This is a genomic window from Novosphingobium sp., from assembly GCF_965214355.1.
GTDB lineage: Bacteria > Pseudomonadota > Alphaproteobacteria > Sphingomonadales > Sphingomonadaceae > Novosphingobium.
The window spans coordinates 1,465,782-1,482,448 of record NZ_CBDCBI010000002.1; the positions used below are offsets into that span (position 1 = coordinate 1,465,782).

The 16,667-nt window shown below is 63.9% G+C and carries 11 protein-coding genes; 3 read left to right on the forward strand and 8 right to left on the reverse strand.

Going from position 1 to position 16,667, the window contains the following annotated elements; genetic code table 11:
• Positions 1-41: 41 nt before the first annotated feature.
• Positions 42-1,040, forward strand: a complete 999-nt coding sequence (locus tag ACOOE2_RS07240; protein WP_420382341.1) for an NADPH:quinone oxidoreductase family protein — start codon at positions 42-44, stop codon at positions 1,038-1,040.
• 194 nt (positions 1,041-1,234) lie between these two features.
• Here the strand turns inward: ACOOE2_RS07240 and lpdA are convergent, their stop codons facing one another.
• The 6 genes from lpdA to ACOOE2_RS07270 all read right to left on the reverse strand — a co-directional run bounded on the left by lpdA (position 1,235) and on the right by ACOOE2_RS07270 (position 10,103).
• Positions 1,235-2,635, reverse strand: a complete 1,401-nt coding sequence (gene lpdA / locus ACOOE2_RS07245; RefSeq protein ID WP_420382342.1) for a dihydrolipoyl dehydrogenase — start codon at positions 2,633-2,635, stop codon at positions 1,235-1,237.
• A 25-nt stretch (positions 2,636-2,660) separates the two neighbouring features.
• Positions 2,661-3,935, reverse strand: a complete 1,275-nt coding sequence (gene odhB, locus ACOOE2_RS07250) for a 2-oxoglutarate dehydrogenase complex dihydrolipoyllysine-residue succinyltransferase (RefSeq protein WP_420382343.1) — start codon at positions 3,933-3,935, stop codon at positions 2,661-2,663.
• 36 nt (positions 3,936-3,971) lie between these two features.
• Positions 3,972-6,809, reverse strand: coding sequence for a 2-oxoglutarate dehydrogenase E1 component (locus tag ACOOE2_RS07255; RefSeq protein WP_420382344.1), 2,838 nt, complete (start codon positions 6,807-6,809; stop codon positions 3,972-3,974).
• 196 nt (positions 6,810-7,005) lie between these two features.
• Positions 7,006-7,968, reverse strand: a complete 963-nt coding sequence (gene mdh / locus ACOOE2_RS07260) for a malate dehydrogenase (RefSeq protein ID WP_420382345.1) — start codon at positions 7,966-7,968, stop codon at positions 7,006-7,008.
• A 333-nt stretch (positions 7,969-8,301) separates the two neighbouring features.
• Positions 8,302-8,508, reverse strand: coding sequence for a hypothetical protein (locus ACOOE2_RS07265; protein ID WP_420382346.1), 207 nt, complete (start codon positions 8,506-8,508; stop codon positions 8,302-8,304).
• A gap of 281 nt (positions 8,509-8,789) precedes the next feature.
• A complete protein-coding gene (locus ACOOE2_RS07270) occupies positions 8,790-10,103 on the reverse strand; it encodes a cell wall hydrolase (protein WP_420382347.1) in 1,314 nt (437 codons plus the stop codon).
• Positions 10,104-10,252: 149 nt separating this feature from the next.
• Here ACOOE2_RS07270 and ACOOE2_RS07275 point away from each other — a divergent pair, with 149 nt between their 5' ends.
• Positions 10,253-12,238: a TonB-dependent receptor plug domain-containing protein gene (locus ACOOE2_RS07275; RefSeq protein ID WP_420382348.1), complete on the forward strand. Its 1,986-nt coding sequence runs from the start codon at positions 10,253-10,255 to the stop codon at positions 12,236-12,238.
• 150 nt (positions 12,239-12,388) lie between these two features.
• Positions 12,389-15,313, forward strand: coding sequence for an excinuclease ABC subunit UvrA (gene uvrA, locus ACOOE2_RS07280; protein WP_420382349.1), 2,925 nt, complete (start codon positions 12,389-12,391; stop codon positions 15,311-15,313).
• A gap of 275 nt (positions 15,314-15,588) precedes the next feature.
• Here uvrA and ACOOE2_RS07285 read toward each other — a convergent pair whose 3' ends face one another.
• A complete protein-coding gene (locus ACOOE2_RS07285; protein ID WP_420382350.1) occupies positions 15,589-15,894 on the reverse strand; it encodes a hypothetical protein in 306 nt (101 codons plus the stop codon).
• A complete protein-coding gene (locus tag ACOOE2_RS07290) occupies positions 15,891-16,664 on the reverse strand; it encodes a DsbA family protein (RefSeq protein WP_420382351.1) in 774 nt (257 codons plus the stop codon). Before ACOOE2_RS07290 ends, ACOOE2_RS07285 begins: the two co-directional genes overlap by 4 nt.
• Between the last annotated feature and the right edge of the window lie 3 nt (positions 16,665-16,667).

Consider the following 16,667-nt stretch of genomic DNA (forward strand, 5'->3'; position numbering starts at 1 on the left):
TTGGCACTTCAGCGGCTGAGAATTTTATCCGGGAGAGATCGATGAAAGCCCTGCTCAGCCACGCCGCCGGCGGACCCGAAACGCTGGTTCTCGAAGACTTGCCCGATCCGACGCCGGGCGCGGGGCAAGTGGTGGTCACCGTCAAGGCATGCTCGATCAATTTTCCCGATACGCTGATCATCCGTGACCTCTATCAGTTCAAACCTGCGCGGCCGTTTGCCCCGGGTAGCGAAATAGCGGGCGTAATCAGCGCGGTGGGCGCCGGCGTGACCGGCTGGAGCGTGGGCGACCGCGTCATGGGCCTGGTCGGCAATGGCGGGTTGGCCACGCATGCGGTGATCGACCAGGGGCGCCTGTTTGCACTTCCCGAATCCGTCGATTTCGAAACCGGCGCATCGTTGCTGATGACCTATGGCACGAATTATCATGGGCTGGTCGATCGCGGGCATATCAAGGCGGGCGATGTCGTGCTGATCCTGGGTGCCGCCGGCGGAGTTGGCCTGTCGGCGATCGAATTGTCCAAGGCGTTCGGTGCGCGGGTGATCGCGGGTGTTTCGTCGGAAGAAAAGGCTGCCCTGGCGCGTGAGGCCGGCGCCGACGATGTGGTGATCTATGGCCGCGCGCCGTTCGACAAGGCGCAGTCGCGCGAACTGACCGAGGCGTTCAAGACAGCGTGCGGGCCGGATGGCGCAAATATTGTCTATGACATCGTCGGCGGGGATTATTCGGAGCCGGCCTTGCGCGCGATCGCGTGGGAAGGGCGGTTTCTGGTCGTGGGCTTTCCGGCAGGGATCGCGCGTCTGCCGCTGAACCTGACGCTGCTGAAATCGTGCGATGTCTGCGGCGTGTTCTGGGGTGCGTTTACCGCGCGTGATCCGGCACGGTTCAAAGTGGAAGTCGCTGATCTGTTTGCGATGCTGGCCGACGGGCGGATTGCCCCGCGCATTTCAGCTCGGTTCCCGCTGGAGCGCGGCGCAGAGGCGATCGCCAGCCTGGAGAACCGCACGGCGGTGGGCAAGGTTGTGGTGGAGATCGGGTGAAGGGGTCGTAGGGGGCAAATCCTGCTCGCAGAGCCCCTCTCACAACCAAAAACCGAGTCATTCCCGCGAACGCGGGAATCCAGAGGGTGCATTGCGCAACGACCCATTGGCTCACCTTTGAACCGTTGGAACTGGATTGCCGCGTTCGCGGGAATGACTCGGTCTGTTCGGGGAACGGAACTGCCCCACACCGATCACATATGGATCGGTTTGCCTCTTACCGCCATGGCCGCTTCCTTGACTGCTTCTGCGTGCGTCGGATGCGCGTGGCAGGTGTAGGCGATGTCTTCGCTGGTGGCGCCGAATTCCATCGCCAGCGCCGCTTCGGCGATCATCGTGCCGGCCAGTGTTGCGATGATCCACACGCCCAGCACCCGGTCGGTTTTCGCGTCGGCGATGATTTTGACGAAGCCGTCCGGTTCCCGGTTGGTCTTGGCGCGGCTGTTGGCCATCATCGGGAATTTGCCGACCTTGATGTCGTATAGGCCCTTGGCGATCTCTTCGGTCAGCCCAACGCCGGCAAATTCGGGGTTGGTATAGACCACGCCGGGGATGACGGCATGGTTGACGATGCCGGTCAGGCCGGCGATGTTTTCGGCAACCGCGATGCCTTCGTCCTCGGCCTTGTGCGCCAGCATCGGGCCGGGAATCACATCGCCGATTGCCCACACGCCATCGACACTGGTGCGGAAATCATGGTCGGTCTCGATCTGCCCGCGCGCATTGACCGCCAGGCCGATCGCATCAAGGCCCAGGCCGTCGGTATATGGGCGGCGCCCGATTGCGACGAGCACCACATCGGCTTCGATCGTTTCGGCAGCGCCGCCGGCCGAGGGCTCGATCGTCACGGTCGCCTTGCCGTCGCTGGCCGCGACACTGGTGACTTTGGTTGACAGTTTGAGCTCAAGTCCTTGTTTCTTGAAGATCTTGGCAGCTTCCTTGCGCACATCGCCGTCCATGCCGGGCAGCAGCTGGTCGAGATATTCGACCACCGTGACTTGCGCGCCCAACCGGCGCCAGACCGAACCAAGTTCAAGCCCGATCACGCCGCCGCCGATCACCACCAGATGCCCGGGAACTTTGTTCAACGCCAGCGCGCCGGTCGAATCGACGATTACGCCGCGATCGTTGTCGACTGCTACGCCGGGCAGCGGCGTGACCGACGACCCTGTCGCGATCACGATATGTTTGGCCGTGACTTTGGCGTCGGCCACCACGACGGTATGCGCGTCGGCAAACGTTGCATAGCCTTTCAGCCAGGTGACCTTGTTCTTCTTAAACAGGAATTCGATCCCGCCGGTCAGCTCGCGCACCGCGGTCGATTTTTCGCCCATCATCACGTCGAGATCGAGCTCGACGCCGGTCGCCTTTACGCCAAACTTGGCCATCGTGCCGTTGGCAGCTTCGTCATACAATTCCGACCCGTGCAGCAGCGCCTTCGAGGGAATGCACCCGACATTGAGGCAGGTGCCCCCAAGCGTCGCACGGCCGTCGGCACATGCGGTCTTCAGTCCCAACTGCGCAGCGCGGATTGCCGCAACATAACCGCCGGGGCCTGATCCGATGACCAGCACGTCGTAATCGTAGTCTGCCATTGTGTTTGTCCCGGATTCGTAGGGCTTACAGGTCGATCAGGAGCCGCGTTGGCTCTTCAATCGCCTCCTTGATCGTCTTGAGCGCAGTCACCGCCTCGCGCCCGTCGATCAGACGGTGATCGTATGACAGCGCGATATACATCATCGGGCGGATCACGATCTGGCCGCCGCGCACGACCGGGCGATCCTCGATACGGTGCAGGCCGAGCACGGCAGACTGCGGCGGATTGATGATCGGGGTGGACATCAGCCCGCCAAACACGCCGCCGTTCGAAATGGTGAACGTGCCGCCCTTCATATCATCCATCGTCAGCGCGCCGTCGCGCGCCTTCTTGCCAAAACCGGCGATTGCGGATTCGATCCCGGCAAACGACAGCTTGTCGCAATCGCGCACGACCGGGACCACCAGGCCGTTGGGTGCCGAGACCGCGATCGAGATATCGACGTAATCGTGGTAGATGATTTCATCGCCTTCGATCCGCGCGTTGACCGACGGAATGTCCTTCAGCGCCAGCACCGCAGCCTTGGCGAAGAACGACATGAAGCCCAGCTTGATGCCGTGCTTCTTTTCGAATGCATCCTTGAATTTGTCGCGCGCGCCCATCACTGCCGACATGTCGACATCGTTGAACGTGGTCAGCAGCGCGGCGTTGTCCTGCGCGGATTTCAACCGCTTGGCGATCGTCTGGCGCAGGCGCGTCATCTTCACGCGCTCTTCGTTGCGCGCGCCGGCAGGGGCCACCGTCGCGGGCACGGGCGCTGCGGCCGTAGCAACCGCCGGCGCGGGCGAGGCGGCCTTGGCCTGCGCGGCCGAAGACACGTCTTCCTTGGTCAGGCGGCCGCCGGCGCCGGTGCCTTTGATCGTCGCCGGGTCGATGCCGTATTCAAGCACGGCGCGGCGCACGGACGGTGACAGCGCGGCGGCTTCCGCATCGGCCACAGGCTTGGTGGCTGGGGTATCGGCAGCAGACGCCGGCGCTGGATTAGGCGCAGGCGCCGCAACGGTAGCGGGTGCCGCAACCGGTGCGGGTGCAGCAGCAGGCGCGGGCGCCGCAGCGCTGCCGGCGGCCTCGATCAGCGCCAGCGACGCACCGACCAGCACGGTGTCGCCTTCCTTGACCAGGTAATTGCCCATGATGCCCGCTGACGGCGCCGGCACGTCGACCGCGACCTTGTCGGTTTCCAGGCTGACAATCGCTTCGTCCTGCGCGACGGCTTCGCCCGGCTTTTTCAGCCACTGGCCGACGGTCGCTTCGCTAACGCTTTCGCCCAGCGTTGGCACTTTGACTTCGATGGACATCGTATGGGTTCCTGTAACGCGATAGGTGTAGGACAATCAGGCTTTTTTCTTGCGGCGGATCTCGTCGCGCACCGACAGCGCCAGCGCATTGGCGACCAGCGCCGCCTGTTCGCTGGCATGGCGCTTGGCGATTCCGGTCGCAGGCGACGCGCCGGCGGCCCGGCCCGCATATTGCGCGCGCGTCACGCGCGACTTGCCCGACTTCAGCGCTTCTTCGATCAACGGCTCGACAAAGAACCAGGCGCCGTTGTTCTTCGGCTCTTCCTGGCACCAGACCACCTCTTCAAGGTTGGGCATATGCGCAAAGCGGGCCGCGAGCGGTTCGCCAGGGAAGGGGTAGAGCTGTTCGACGCGGATGATCTGCGTATCGGTGAGGCCCTGCTGCGCACGCGCTTCGAACAGGTCATAGGCGACTTTGCCGCTGCACAGGATGACCTTGCGCGTATCGACGTCAGCCGGGCCGGCAATGTCCGACAGAATGCGCTGAAAATGTCCGTCGCCGATGAAATCGGACGCATTCGATTTCGCCATCGGATGGCGCAACAGGCTCTTTGGCGTCATGATGATCAGCGGTTTGCGAAACGAGCGATGCATCTGCCGGCGCAGGACATGGAAGTAATTCGCCGGCGTGGTGATGTTGCACACCTGCAGGTTGTCTTCGGCGCAAAGCTGCAGATAACGTTCGAGCCGCGCCGACGAATGCTCGGGCCCCTGGCCTTCATAGCCATGCGGCAACAGCATCACCAGGCCATTGGCGCGCAGCCATTTGGCTTCGGACGCGGCGATATACTGGTCGATCACGATCTGCGCGCCGTTGGCGAAATCGCCGAACTGCGCCTCCCACAGCACCAGCGTTTTCGGGTCGGCACTGGCATAGCCGTATTCGAACCCGAGCACGCCATATTCGGACAGCGTGCTGTCATGCACTTCGAACCGGCCATGCGGCAGCGTTGCCAGCGGCACATAGCGGTGCTCGTCGTTCTGATCGACCCAGACGGCGTGGCGCTGGCTGAACGTGCCGCGCCCCGAATCCTGGCCCGACAGGCGGATGTTGAAGCCTTCGGTCGCCAGACTGCCATAAGCCAGCGCTTCGCCCGTCGCCCAGTCGAAGCCGGTGCCGGTCTTGAACATTTCGCGCTTGGCATCGATCACGCGGCCAAGCGTCTTGTGCACGGTCAGATCGTCGGGGATCGTGGTCAGCACGCGGCCCAGGCTGTCGAACAGCTTGGCATCGATGCCGGTGGGCACATTGCGCCGCGCAGTCACGGGATCCGCCGGCTTGTTCAGCCCGCTCCAGCGTCCGCCGAACCAGTCGGCCTCATTCGCCTTGTAGCTTTTGGCAGCCTCGAATTCGTTTTCCAGCGTCGCGACGAACGCGTCCTCGGTCTGCGTCTTCCACGCGCCGTCGATCACGCCCTGCGCGACCAGGCGGTCGGCGTAGACGGTGCTGATAGGCGGATGCTGGCGGATCTTGGCATACATCAGCGGCTGCGTGAAACTGGGTTCGTCGCCTTCGTTGTGGCCAAACCGGCGATAGCACCACATGTCGACGACGACATCGCGGCCGAATTTCTGGCGGTAATCGATCGCCAGCTTGCACGCGAAAGTCACCGTTTCCGGGTCGTCGCCGTTGACATGGATGATCGGCGCCTGGACGCCCTTGGCGACATCCGACGGATACGGCGATCCGCGCGAAAACTGCGGACTGGTGGTGAAACCGATCTGGTTGTTGACGATGAAATGGATGCAGCCGCCGGTGTTGTACCCGCGCACGCCCGAAAACCCGAAGCATTCCCATACGATGCCCTGGCCGGCAAATGCCGCATCGCCGTGGATCAGCACCGGCAGGACCTGCTTGTGCTTGCCCGCGCCGATATCGTCGCGAAACACCTGTTGCGCGCGCGTCTTGCCCAGCACCACCGGGTCCACCGTTTCCAGATGCGACGGATTGGGCGTCAGGCTCATGTGAACCTTGATTCCGTCGAATTCGCGATCGGTCGACGTGCCGAGGTGGTATTTGACATCGCCCGAACCGCCGACGTCTTCGGGATTGGCGGTGCCGCCCGAAAATTCGTGGAAGATCACGCGGTAGGGCTTGGCCATCACATTGGCGAGCACGTTCAGCCGGCCGCGATGCGACATGCCGGTGATGATTTCGCGTACGCCCAGCTGGCCACCGTACTTGATCACGGCTTCGAGCGCGGGGATCATCGATTCCCCGCCATCGAGGCCGAACCGCTTGGTGCCGACATATTTGCGGCCGAGGAATTTCTCGTACTGTTCGCCGCGGATGACTGCAGCGAGGATCGCGCGCTTGCCATCGGGGGTGAAATCGATCGACTTGTCGCCGCCCTCGATCCGGTCCTGAAGGAACTTGCGCTCTTCCACATCGGCGATGTGCATGAATTCAAAGCCGATCTTGCCGCAATAATTCCGGCGCAGGATCTCGACGATCTCACGCGGGGTAGACCACTGCAGGCCGAGCACGCCACCAAGATAGGTCTTGCGATCAAGCGCGGCGCCGGTGATGCCGTGGTATTCGGGCGAAAGATCCGCAGGGACGTGCTGGCGTGCCAGGCCCAGCGGATCGAGATCGGCCGTCATATGGCCGCGCACGCGATATGTGCGGATAAGCAGCATCGCGCGGATGGAATCCGCCGCGGCCTGTTCCAGGGCGGCCTCATCGAGTTTCGGCGCGTCTTTTTTCTGGGCCTTGGCGATTTCCAGCTTCAGCGCCATCGGGTCGAGCGCGCGGGTCAGCTCGTCTTCGGCACCCGCGTCGGTCACGGGCCAGCGTTTCGATGCCCAGCTCGGTCCGGCCTGGGGGCCTTCCTGCGCTGGATCCACATCGAATTCCTGAAATTCCTGGCCCATCTTCAAACTCCTGTCCCGCCGGCAGGGCGGGGAACGGTCGGCGTGACCTGACACAAAACCGGGACCAAATACCCCTGTCGGGGGTCAGGGTGATTACCCGGGTGCGATGTCAGGATGTGTGCGCCGTCCGTGATCCATTGATCATGAACACATGCTGGCGGACCCATCGCAAATGGGCCCGCCGTCATCGTTTTTATCAGGCCAGTTCGGGCGCAATGCCCTTGCACGCCACCAGCAGTTCCTTGACCGCGTCGACCGAGACCTTGAGATTGGCCTTGGCCGTGTCGTCGAGCGCGATTTCGATGACCTTTTCCACACCGCCCGCGCCGATCACGACCGGCACGCCGACATAGAAGCCATCGACGCCGTATTCGCCGTCGACATGCGCGGCGCATGGCAGCACGCGCTTCTGATCCTTGAGATACGCCTCGGCCATCGCGATGCCCGATGCCGCCGGGGCATAAAACGCCGATCCGGTCTTCAGCAGGCCAACGATCTCGCCGCCGCCGCCGCGCGTGCGCGCCACGATCGCGTCGATCTTTTCCTGCGTCGACAGGCCCATCTTGATCAGGTCGGTGACAGGGATGCCCGCGACGGTCGAATAATCCACCACCGGCACCATCGTATCGCCATGGCCGCCGAGCACGAACGAATTCACATCGCGCACCGAAACGCCGAATTCCCAGGCGAGGAACGTGCTGAACCGCGCCGAATCGAGCACGCCGGCCATGCCGACGACCTTGTTGGTGGGCAGCCCTGAAAATTCGCGCAGAGCCCAGACCATCGCATCAAGCGGGTTGGTGATGCAGATCACGAACGCATCGGGCGCATTGGCCTTGATGCCTTCGCCGACCGCTTTCATCACTTTCAGGTTGATCGACAGCAGGTCGTCGCGGCTCATGCCCGCCTTGCGTGGAACCCCGGCGGTGACGATGATCACGTCGGCGCCCGCGATGTCCTTGTAATCGTTGGTGCCGGTGATCGAGGCATCAAATCCTTCGACCGGGCCGCACTGCGACAGGTCGAGCGCCTTGCCCTGGGGCACGCCTTCAGCCACGTCGAACAGGACGATATCGCCGAGTTCTTTTTGCGCAGCGATGTGTGCGAGGGTGCCGCCGATGTTTCCGGCGCCGATCAGCGCAATTTTCTTGCGAGCCATTTACGGTCCTTTCCCGTAGCTGCGGGACTGAACTGAACATGCGTCCTGATGGACAAAACCGGGCCCCGGATCCCGTCCTACGTCCCGCGTGACAAGACGGCATCCGATGGGGCGCCTCGGTCGTTAGGCCCGTGGAATTGGGATTGCAAGGCGGTAAAACACCGAAATGCGGGGTTTTTATGATAACGGTTCGCAATATCACACGTCTTGGGCGCTGGGGTCAAAACCGCGCGTATGGGGCCATGCCATGGCAGTGTGACACGCGGATGATGGGCCGGACAGGCATTTATTCAAGCCCCGCCCGTTTCGAGGGCGAGGGCTTTTGGTGAGGCTTTATTTCCGCCGTTGGCCCAGCATCACGCTGATATCATTCCACCATTTCGCATCGCTGTCATCGCCGCGCGCATTGGCATTCGCGGCCGACTGGCGCGCGCGCTCTGCCGCCGACAGGCCGTGAACGGCAAACAGGCGCAACGCGGCCTGCACACGCGCATCTGCCAGTGCGGCGGCCCGGGCCGTGCGCGCTGACGCCAGATCCATGGCATTGTCATTGCCGGCAAAGCGACGCGGAAGGCGCGAGGGCCGGACAAGAGCAGGCGATACCATACCATAGCGTGGGGCAAATCGCAGCATCGTCGGGGGTCTCCACCAAATCAAAAAACCGGCCGGCGGTTTGACCGCCCGGTTGCCCAGGCTTTAGCCCCAACCCGTGAATGGGTCGTGAGGCGACACAGTAAAGGAGACGACAATCAAACTTTCAAATCGTGCCTAATTTTAATTACTTGAGCTCGCAGCGGTGGAGATGCCGGTACCTCCGGCGATCAGGTCCCCGGCTGATGGATCCAGTGCGCGGCGCCGTCATATTGCTGCTCGGCTTCTGGGCGCACGGCGCCCGATCCGGGCATGAGCTGGGGGCGGGGCGTCTCGGGCGCGACAGTCGGCCTTGCAGGCGAGGCATTCGGGCCGGGCGGGGCGAGCGCGGGCGGCTGACCCGGCAACGCCGGCGCCACTGTTGCCGGTGTTTCACGCAGCGCGGTCAAACGTCCGGCCTCGAACGCTTTCTGCAGCACCACCGCATCCGCCAGATCGGCGTCGCTCGTGGTAAAGTCATGCGGATGCGGCGCTGCCAGTGGCTCATTGCCGGTGTAGACAGCGGCAAACGCCTGCGTCTGGCCCGCGCCGCCGTTCCATCGATAAAACCGGTGCGCGCCGATCGTGCCCAGGAATGCCATGGTATCGGCCCACGCGGGGTGAACCGCGCTGGTATGGTAATGCGTGGCCAGGCCAATCGGGGTATAGACATTGCCGGCGAGCGCGGTCTCGGCGACGCGCCGTGCGCGTTCCCACCATTGCGCCATCGGCCGGCGTGCCAGCGACCCGTCGCAGGCAAAGCTGAACTGGCAGCCCGATCGTTCGGAACCCTGAAAGACGACGCCGCACACTGTCTTGGGAAAGGCCGCATGCGCAACGCGGTTGAGCACGACTTGCGCCACCGCGCGCTGTCCGTCATCGGGCTCGCGCGCTGCCTCATAATAAATCGCCGTGGTCAGGCATTGCAGCGCGCGCCAGCGATCGAGCGAACTGCCCGCAAGCAACAGCGGCCGCGCACTCGGGCCGATCGACGCAGAGGGCTCCGCGTCGGAATGCACGTCCGCAACGACGGCGGGCGTCACTGGTGCAATTTGGCGCGAGACAGGCGAAGGCGCGTGCCACGTCTTGTCCTGCGCTGCCGCGCCGGTAATCCCGCGTGGATCGCCCCAGCCGAGCGCAGCGAGCAGCGCGGGCAGCAGCCCGATCAGCGCGATCCCCGCAATCCGCTGGCGCAGCCGCGCCGGGCGATGCAGCATGCGACGATAGGACACCGTGTCGCGCTGCCGGATGCGCGCGACGAAATCGCGCGCGCGCGGTTCCGCCTGGTTTTGCGCCGCCATGGCAAAGGCGGCGTAACCGGCTGCGGGCACAGCGTCGCCCGGCGCATCTGGCGCGATCCCGGCAAAGTCCAGGACGACCGGTCGATAGGCGATTTCCAGCGGCATTCGGGCCTGGCGGCACCTCGTGGTAAAGCGTCCTGCGCATGTATCCGATTCCACCGCGCGGATCACGCGGCCATCGGTGCGTGTACCGATATGCGACAAACCCCTGCCATGACCTTAACCGACCGGCCACAATCCGGCTGGGCCCTGGCGTGGCAAATACGGTTGTCGTGCGCGGCGCGCGCCGCTATGCGCCGGGGTGCGCCATGTGTCTGCGCGCGCAGCGGCGACCGGCCGGCTAGGAGTAATGGATGACCGGCATGATCCGCGGCATTGGCGCAACCGGGTTTGTGGCCTCGGCGTTGATGGCGGGCACTGCCATCGCCCAGACTGTGCCCCCAGTGACACCGACACCGACACCCGTGCCGGCCGCTGCGCCAGACGATTACCCGCCGCCCGAGGAAGCGCAGGCCGCGCCCGATATCGCGCCGGTGCCGGTCACCACGCTGGTCACCGGTGGCAAGCTGGCGCTCGACAAAGTCGGCCAGACGGTCACGGTTTTGAACACCGATGATATCGAACGCATCGGTGGTGCCGATTTTACGCGTGTGCTCGCGCTGATCCCCGGAGTCACCACCACGCGCGACGGCGCGCAGGGCAGCGCGACGCAAGTGCACTTTCGCGGCGCTTCGCCGGGCGATGTGCTGGTGATGATCGACGGCGTGCGCATGACCGACGTTGCGGGGCAGAGCGGCGGCTTCGATTTCGGCACGCTGACCACTGCGGGCATCGACCGCATCGATGTGCTGCGCGGAACCAATTCGGTGGTGTGGGGCAGTGGCGCGATTGGCGGCGTGATCGCGCTGACCACACCCGAGACCAAGGGCATCCTTGCCTCGGTTGAAGTGGGCACGCACGACAATGTCGCCTACAACCTCGGCGCCGGTATCAGGAAAGACCGCTATGCGCTTGCTTTCAATGTCGGTTATGTCGCCGACGACAGCTATCCGGGAGAGCGCGACGATGGCCCGGGCGGGTATCATCAATGGCACCTGGGCGCACGCGGCCGCTATAATCTGACCGATACCCTGTCGGTGATTGCAACCGCGCGTTATGCCGACGGCAAGGAAAGCGGCAAAGGTTTTCCGACGCCTTTGGAACTCGCGGGCGATCCGGTCAGCGCGCTGGAAACCGAACAGTTTTCGGGGCGAACCGCCGCGCATTTCGAAAAGGGCGGGGTCATGCTCGAAGCGGGCTATGCCGTTTCGACCACCCGGCGCGTGTATCTGGACACGATCAGCGACGTGACCGGGCAGCCTGCGACCACCAATCCGACCTGGCTGGGCCGCTCGGAACGCGCCGACCTGAGCGGATCGATCAAGCTGCCCGCGGGCTTTGCCGCCAATTTCGGTGCCGATGACGAATGGATGAGCTATTCGAGCAGCTACAATCCCGTTCAGCGCGCGCGGATCGACAGCGCCCACGCGCTGTTCGGCTGGTACGGCCCGGTCGCCACGCTGACCGCCGGGTTCCGGGTCGACGATCACAGCCAATTCGGCAGCCATGAGAGTTACAGCGCCAATGCCAGCGTCAAACTGGTCGAGGGCGTGCGTCTGCGCGCCAGCTATGCCGAAGGGTTCAAATCGCCGACGCTGTATCAACTCTATTCCCGGTTCGGCAACAGCGCGCTTCGCCCCGAAACCGCCAACAGCTATGACGGCGGTATCGAATATTCGGGCGACGATGGCCGGATCAAGCTGGCCGCGACCGCCTATCGCCGCGACAGCCGCAACGCGATGGGTTTTACCGGATGCACCGGGTCTGTCCTGCCAACTTGCGTCAACCGCCCCGATGGCACTTTCCTCAATGTCGGCGTCGCGCGCGCCGATGGTGTCGAACTTGAAGCGACTTTGGTGCCGTCGGCCAAACTGCGGCTGTCGGCGCTATACAGCTATGACAACGCCCGGGACCGGACGCCGGGCGGTGCAACCGAGGGCAAGCAGCTGGCGCACAGCCCGCACGATGCGGTTACCGCCACGGTCGACTGGACTTCGCCGTTCAAGGGCGTCGTGCTCAGCGCCGATGTGCGGGTGCAGAGCGGCAGCTGGGACGATGCGGCCAACACCGTGCGGCTGGGTACAGGCGAACTGACCACATTGCGCGCCAGTCTGCCGTTCGGGCGGTTTGTCGACTTTTATGGCCGGATCGAAAACCTGTTCAACGATCACACCCCGACGGTCGCCGGCTATGGCACGATCGGCCGCGGGGCCTTTGCGGGAATCCGTATCCGCTATTGATCCGCCCCGATCATCCGCCCTGATGATCCGTTCACAGGCCAGGAGGGCAGGTTGTCATCCGGCCGGCGCATCCTATCTCGACACCTGCCCTGTGAAGGGGCGCGCGGCGCGGCTTGCGTAAATCGAACAAATGTGGAACACGCGACAGCCATGGCTTTGAACTTCATCTCTGTGCGCGGCGCGCGCGAACACAATCTCAAGGGGTTCGATATCGATCTCCCGCGCGATTCGCTCATCGTGATCACCGGCCTGTCGGGGTCGGGCAAATCGAGCCTGGCGTTCGACACGATCTATGCCGAAGGGCAGCGGCGCTATGTCGAAAGCCTGTCGGCCTATGCGCGCCAGTTCCTGGAAATGATGCACAAGCCCGATGTCGAACATATCGACGGCCTGTCGCCGGCGATTTCGATCGAGCAGAAAACCACCAGCCGCAACCCGCGTTCGACGGTGGCGACGGTCACCGAAATCTACGACTACATGCGCTTGCTGTGGGCGCGCGTGGGCATTCCCTATTCGCCCGCCACGGGCCTGCCGATCACCGCGCAGACGGTCAGCCAGATGGTCGACCGCGTGATGACCCTGCCCGAAGGCACCCGGGCCTATCTGCTGGCGCCGGTGATCCGTGGGCGCAAGGGTGAATACCGCAAGGAATTGGCCGAATGGCAGCGCGCCGGCTATACCCGCGTGCGTATCGACGGGGAATTCTATCCGATCGAGGACGCACCCGCGCTCGACAAGAAGCTGAAGCACGATATCGAAGTCGTGGTCGACCGGATCGCGGTGCGCGAAGGGATCGAGGCCCGGCTCGCCGACAGTTTCGAGCAGGCGCTGAAGCTGGCCGAAGGGCTGGCCTATATCGACATGGCCGATGGCGTCGTGCCGGGGCGCGAGGAAGAAGCGAAGACCAAAGGGCGCGCCAAGACGCTGAAAGGCACCGGCCTGCCGCCAAACCGCATCGTGTTTTCCGAAAAATTCGCCTGTCCGGTCAGCGGCTTCACGATTGAAAGCATCGAGCCCCGACTGTTTTCGTTCAACGCGCCCCAAGGCGCGTGCCCGGCCTGCGATGGCCTGGGCGAAAAACTGCTGTTTGACCCGCAGATGGTCGTGCCCAACGAGCATCTGTCGCTCAAACAGGGGGCGATCGTGCCCTGGGCGAAATCGAACCCGCCAAGCCCCTATTACATGCAGGTGCTGGCCAGCCTGGCCGCGCATTTCGGGTTCAGCCTCGACACCACCTGGGACAAATTGCCCGCAGAGGTCAAGGTCGTGATCCTGTACGGCACCGCAGGCAAGGCGGTGCCGCTGACGTTTATCGACGGGCGCAAATCGTACACCGTGCAGAAATCGTTCGAAGGCGTGATCGGCAATCTCAACCGCCGGATCCTGCAGACCGAGAGTGCATGGATGCGCGAGGAACTGAGCAAATACCAGACCGCGCAACCGTGCGAAACGTGCAACGGCGCGCGGCTCAAGCCCGAGGCGCTAGCGGTTAAAGTCGCAGGCGAAGACATTTCGGCGGTGACGCACCTGTCGGTTTCGGCAGCGGCCGAATGGTATGGCAAGCTCGAAGAGCAGCTGACCCCGCAAAAGCAGCAGATCGCGCGCTCGATCCTCAAGGAAATCAACGAGCGCGTCGGCTTTCTCAACAATGTCGGGCTCGATTATCTCAACCTCGATCGCACTTCGGGCACGCTGTCGGGCGGCGAAAGCCAGCGCATCCGGCTGGCCAGCCAGATCGGTTCGGGGCTGTCGGGCGTGTTGTATGTGCTCGATGAGCCGTCGATCGGGCTGCACCAGCGCGACAACGATCGCCTGCTGATTACGCTCAAACGACTGCGCGATCTTGGCAACACCGTGATCGTGGTCGAACACGACGAAGACGCGATCCGCATGGCCGACCACGTTGTCGATATGGGACCGGGTGCCGGCGTCCATGGCGGCGAAATTGTGGCGCAAGGCACGCTTTCGGATATTCTGGCCAGCGAAGACAGCCTGACCGGGCAATATCTGAACGGCACGCGGCGGATCGAAGTGCCGCCGACGCGGCGCAAGGGCAATGGCCTTGGCATCACGATCAAGGGTGCGCGCGCCAACAATCTCGACAATGTGTCGGTGCGCATTCCGCTGGGCACGTTCACGTGCGTGACCGGGGTTTCGGGATCGGGCAAGTCGTCGCTGATCATCGACACGCTGCAGGCAGGCGCCGCGCGTGTGCTCAACGGCGCGCGGGTGATCGCGGGCGCGCACGATGCGATCGACGGCCTGGAGCAATGCGACAAGGTGATCGAGATCGACCAGTCGCCGATCGGGCGGACGCCGCGATCGAACCCGGCGACGTACACCGGATCGTTCACGCTGATCCGTGACTGGTTCGCCGGCCTGCCGGAGTCATTGGCGCGCGGATACAAGCCCGGCCGGTTCAGCTTCAACGTCAAGGGTGGCCGCTGCGAAATGTGCCAGGGCGACGGGCTGATCAAGATCGAGATGCATTTCCTGCCCGACGTCTATGTCACATGCGAGGAATGCGGCGGCAAGCGCTACAACCGCGAAACGCTCGATGTGAAATTCAAGGGGCTGTCGATCGCCGATGTGCTCGACATGACGATCGAGGACGCGGTCGAATTCTTCAAGGCAGTCCCGCCGATCCGCGACCGCATGCACATGCTCGCCGAAGTGGGCCTGGGCTATGTCAAGGTCGGCCAACAGGCAACGACACTGTCGGGGGGCGAGGCGCAGCGCGTCAAATTGGCCAAGGAACTGGCGCGGCGCTCGACCGGGCAGACATTGTACATCCTCGATGAGCCGACCACCGGCCTGCATTTCGAGGACGTGCGCAAATTGCTGGAAGTGCTGCACCGCCTGGTCGAACAGGGCAATTCGGTGGTGGTGATCGAACACAACCTCGATGTGATCAAGACCGCCGACTGGATCATCGACATGGGCCCCGAAGGCGGTGTGCGCGGCGGCGAAGTCGTTGCGCAAGGCACGCCGGAGCAAGTGGTGAAAGTGCCGGCAAGCTTTACCGGGCACTATCTGAAGCCGCTGTTGAAGCAGAAGAAGCTGGCAAAAGTTTAAGATCTGCCCCCGGCGGCCAAGGGCGGAGGCCCGTAGGCGCTAACATAACAATACCGTCGCCCCGGGCTCGACCCGGGGTCTCGCTTCTTTGGCGCGGAAACGCTCAGATTTGAAGGTACCGCGAAAGAAAAGCGGGATCCCGGGTCAAGCCCGGGAAGACGAGAAAAAACAAAGTTAGCGCCTATGGGCGGGGGTCCTTGGATCCCGTGACTGTCCAGATTGGCGATACCTCCCGCCCCTTTCGTCATCCCGGGGTGACGGGTTACGGCGGCGCCCTAGAGTGCCATCAGAGACACCGTCTTGCGGTCGAGCAAGCCGGTCGGCTTCGAGCCGATGCTCGCCTGGAATCCCTTGATCGCCTCGGCCAGCTTTGCCGGGTCCGCCGCGTCGGATACGCTGACGAGCAGATGCAGCGACACCAGCCGCGCGACGATCGCCTGCGCCACCATCGGATCGAGCGGCGCGTCTTTTCTGGGCTGGGGCAGCGCAATCGGTGGCAGACCTGCGTCGAAACCCGGCGCGGGTGCGTCGGTGGGCGGCGCTGCGGCAGTCGCCAGCATCAGCGCGAGCATCCCGATCAATGCGTTGCACCGCCGGGCAGGCCCTGCTGGTTCCGCGCGGGCGAGGCACCGGGATGATCGTCGGACTTGGCCAGTTCCTCGATCGCATCGTTCATATCGTCTTCGCTGACTGCGCCGGCGACCATGATGGTGTGGCCAAAGCGGTTGTCGCGCAGCGCAACGGCCGGGGTCCCCTGGATCTGCGCCAGATCGGCGGAATGCATTTCGGCAGCGAGGCGCTGCGCCGTCGCGCTTGACGCGGTGCATCCCGCCAGAGCATCACGGTTGCGCGCGCCCGATGCCGCGGCCAGCGCCGCAACCGGATCGTCTGCACCGGTTGACCCGCCGGCTCCCGGGCCGATGCCACGCCCGTTGCTGGCGGTCTTGGCCAGCCAGGCGTCGAGGAACCGATAATAGCCGGTCACGCCTGCCTGATCCGCCACGCACAGCGCTGTGGCGGCGGCCAGCATTGCGTTGGGGCCATGGAACGGCAGCGGATACAGCCGCTCCGCCAGGTTCACGCGCCCTTTCGATCCGTCCACGACATGCTCGGGCTGCGCGCCCAGCACTTTGCAATAGGGGCATTCGGGATCGAGCCACACGATCAGGGTGAATCGCGCGTCGGTATTACCATAAACGCGGTCCAGCTTGCCGATCGGCGGCACATTGGGCGCCTCGTTCCAGGTGGCCGCTTCGTCATCGGCCTGGGCATGCGCCGGCGGTAATCCGGCAATTGCGAGCAGCACGGCGGCCAGCGTGATCAGGGGGCGGATTGGGTTGGTCATGGACATGAC

Excerpts from the sequence above, each read along its gene's own strand:
- ACOOE2_RS07240 (WP_420382341.1), top strand. The coding sequence starts at position 42 with ATGAAAGCCCTGCTCAGCCACGCCGCCGGCGGACCCGAAACGCTGGTT.
- mdh (WP_420382345.1), bottom strand. The coding sequence starts at position 7,968 with ATGGCTCGCAAGAAAATTGCGCTGATCGGCGCCGGAAACATCGGCGGC.
- ACOOE2_RS07265 (WP_420382346.1), bottom strand. The coding sequence starts at position 8,508 with ATGGATCTGGCGTCAGCGCGCACGGCCCGGGCCGCCGCACTGGCAGAT.
- uvrA (WP_420382349.1), top strand. The coding sequence starts at position 12,389 with ATGGCTTTGAACTTCATCTCTGTGCGCGGCGCGCGCGAACACAATCTC.
- odhB (WP_420382343.1), bottom strand. The coding sequence starts at position 3,935 with ATGTCCATCGAAGTCAAAGTGCCAACGCTGGGCGAAAGCGTTAGCGAA.
- lpdA (WP_420382342.1), bottom strand. The coding sequence starts at position 2,635 with ATGGCAGACTACGATTACGACGTGCTGGTCATCGGATCAGGCCCCGGC.
- ACOOE2_RS07275 (WP_420382348.1), top strand. The coding sequence starts at position 10,253 with ATGACCGGCATGATCCGCGGCATTGGCGCAACCGGGTTTGTGGCCTCG.
- ACOOE2_RS07255 (WP_420382344.1), bottom strand. The coding sequence starts at position 6,809 with ATGGGCCAGGAATTTCAGGAATTCGATGTGGATCCAGCGCAGGAAGGC.
- ACOOE2_RS07290 (WP_420382351.1), bottom strand. The coding sequence starts at position 16,664 with ATGTCCATGACCAACCCAATCCGCCCCCTGATCACGCTGGCCGCCGTG.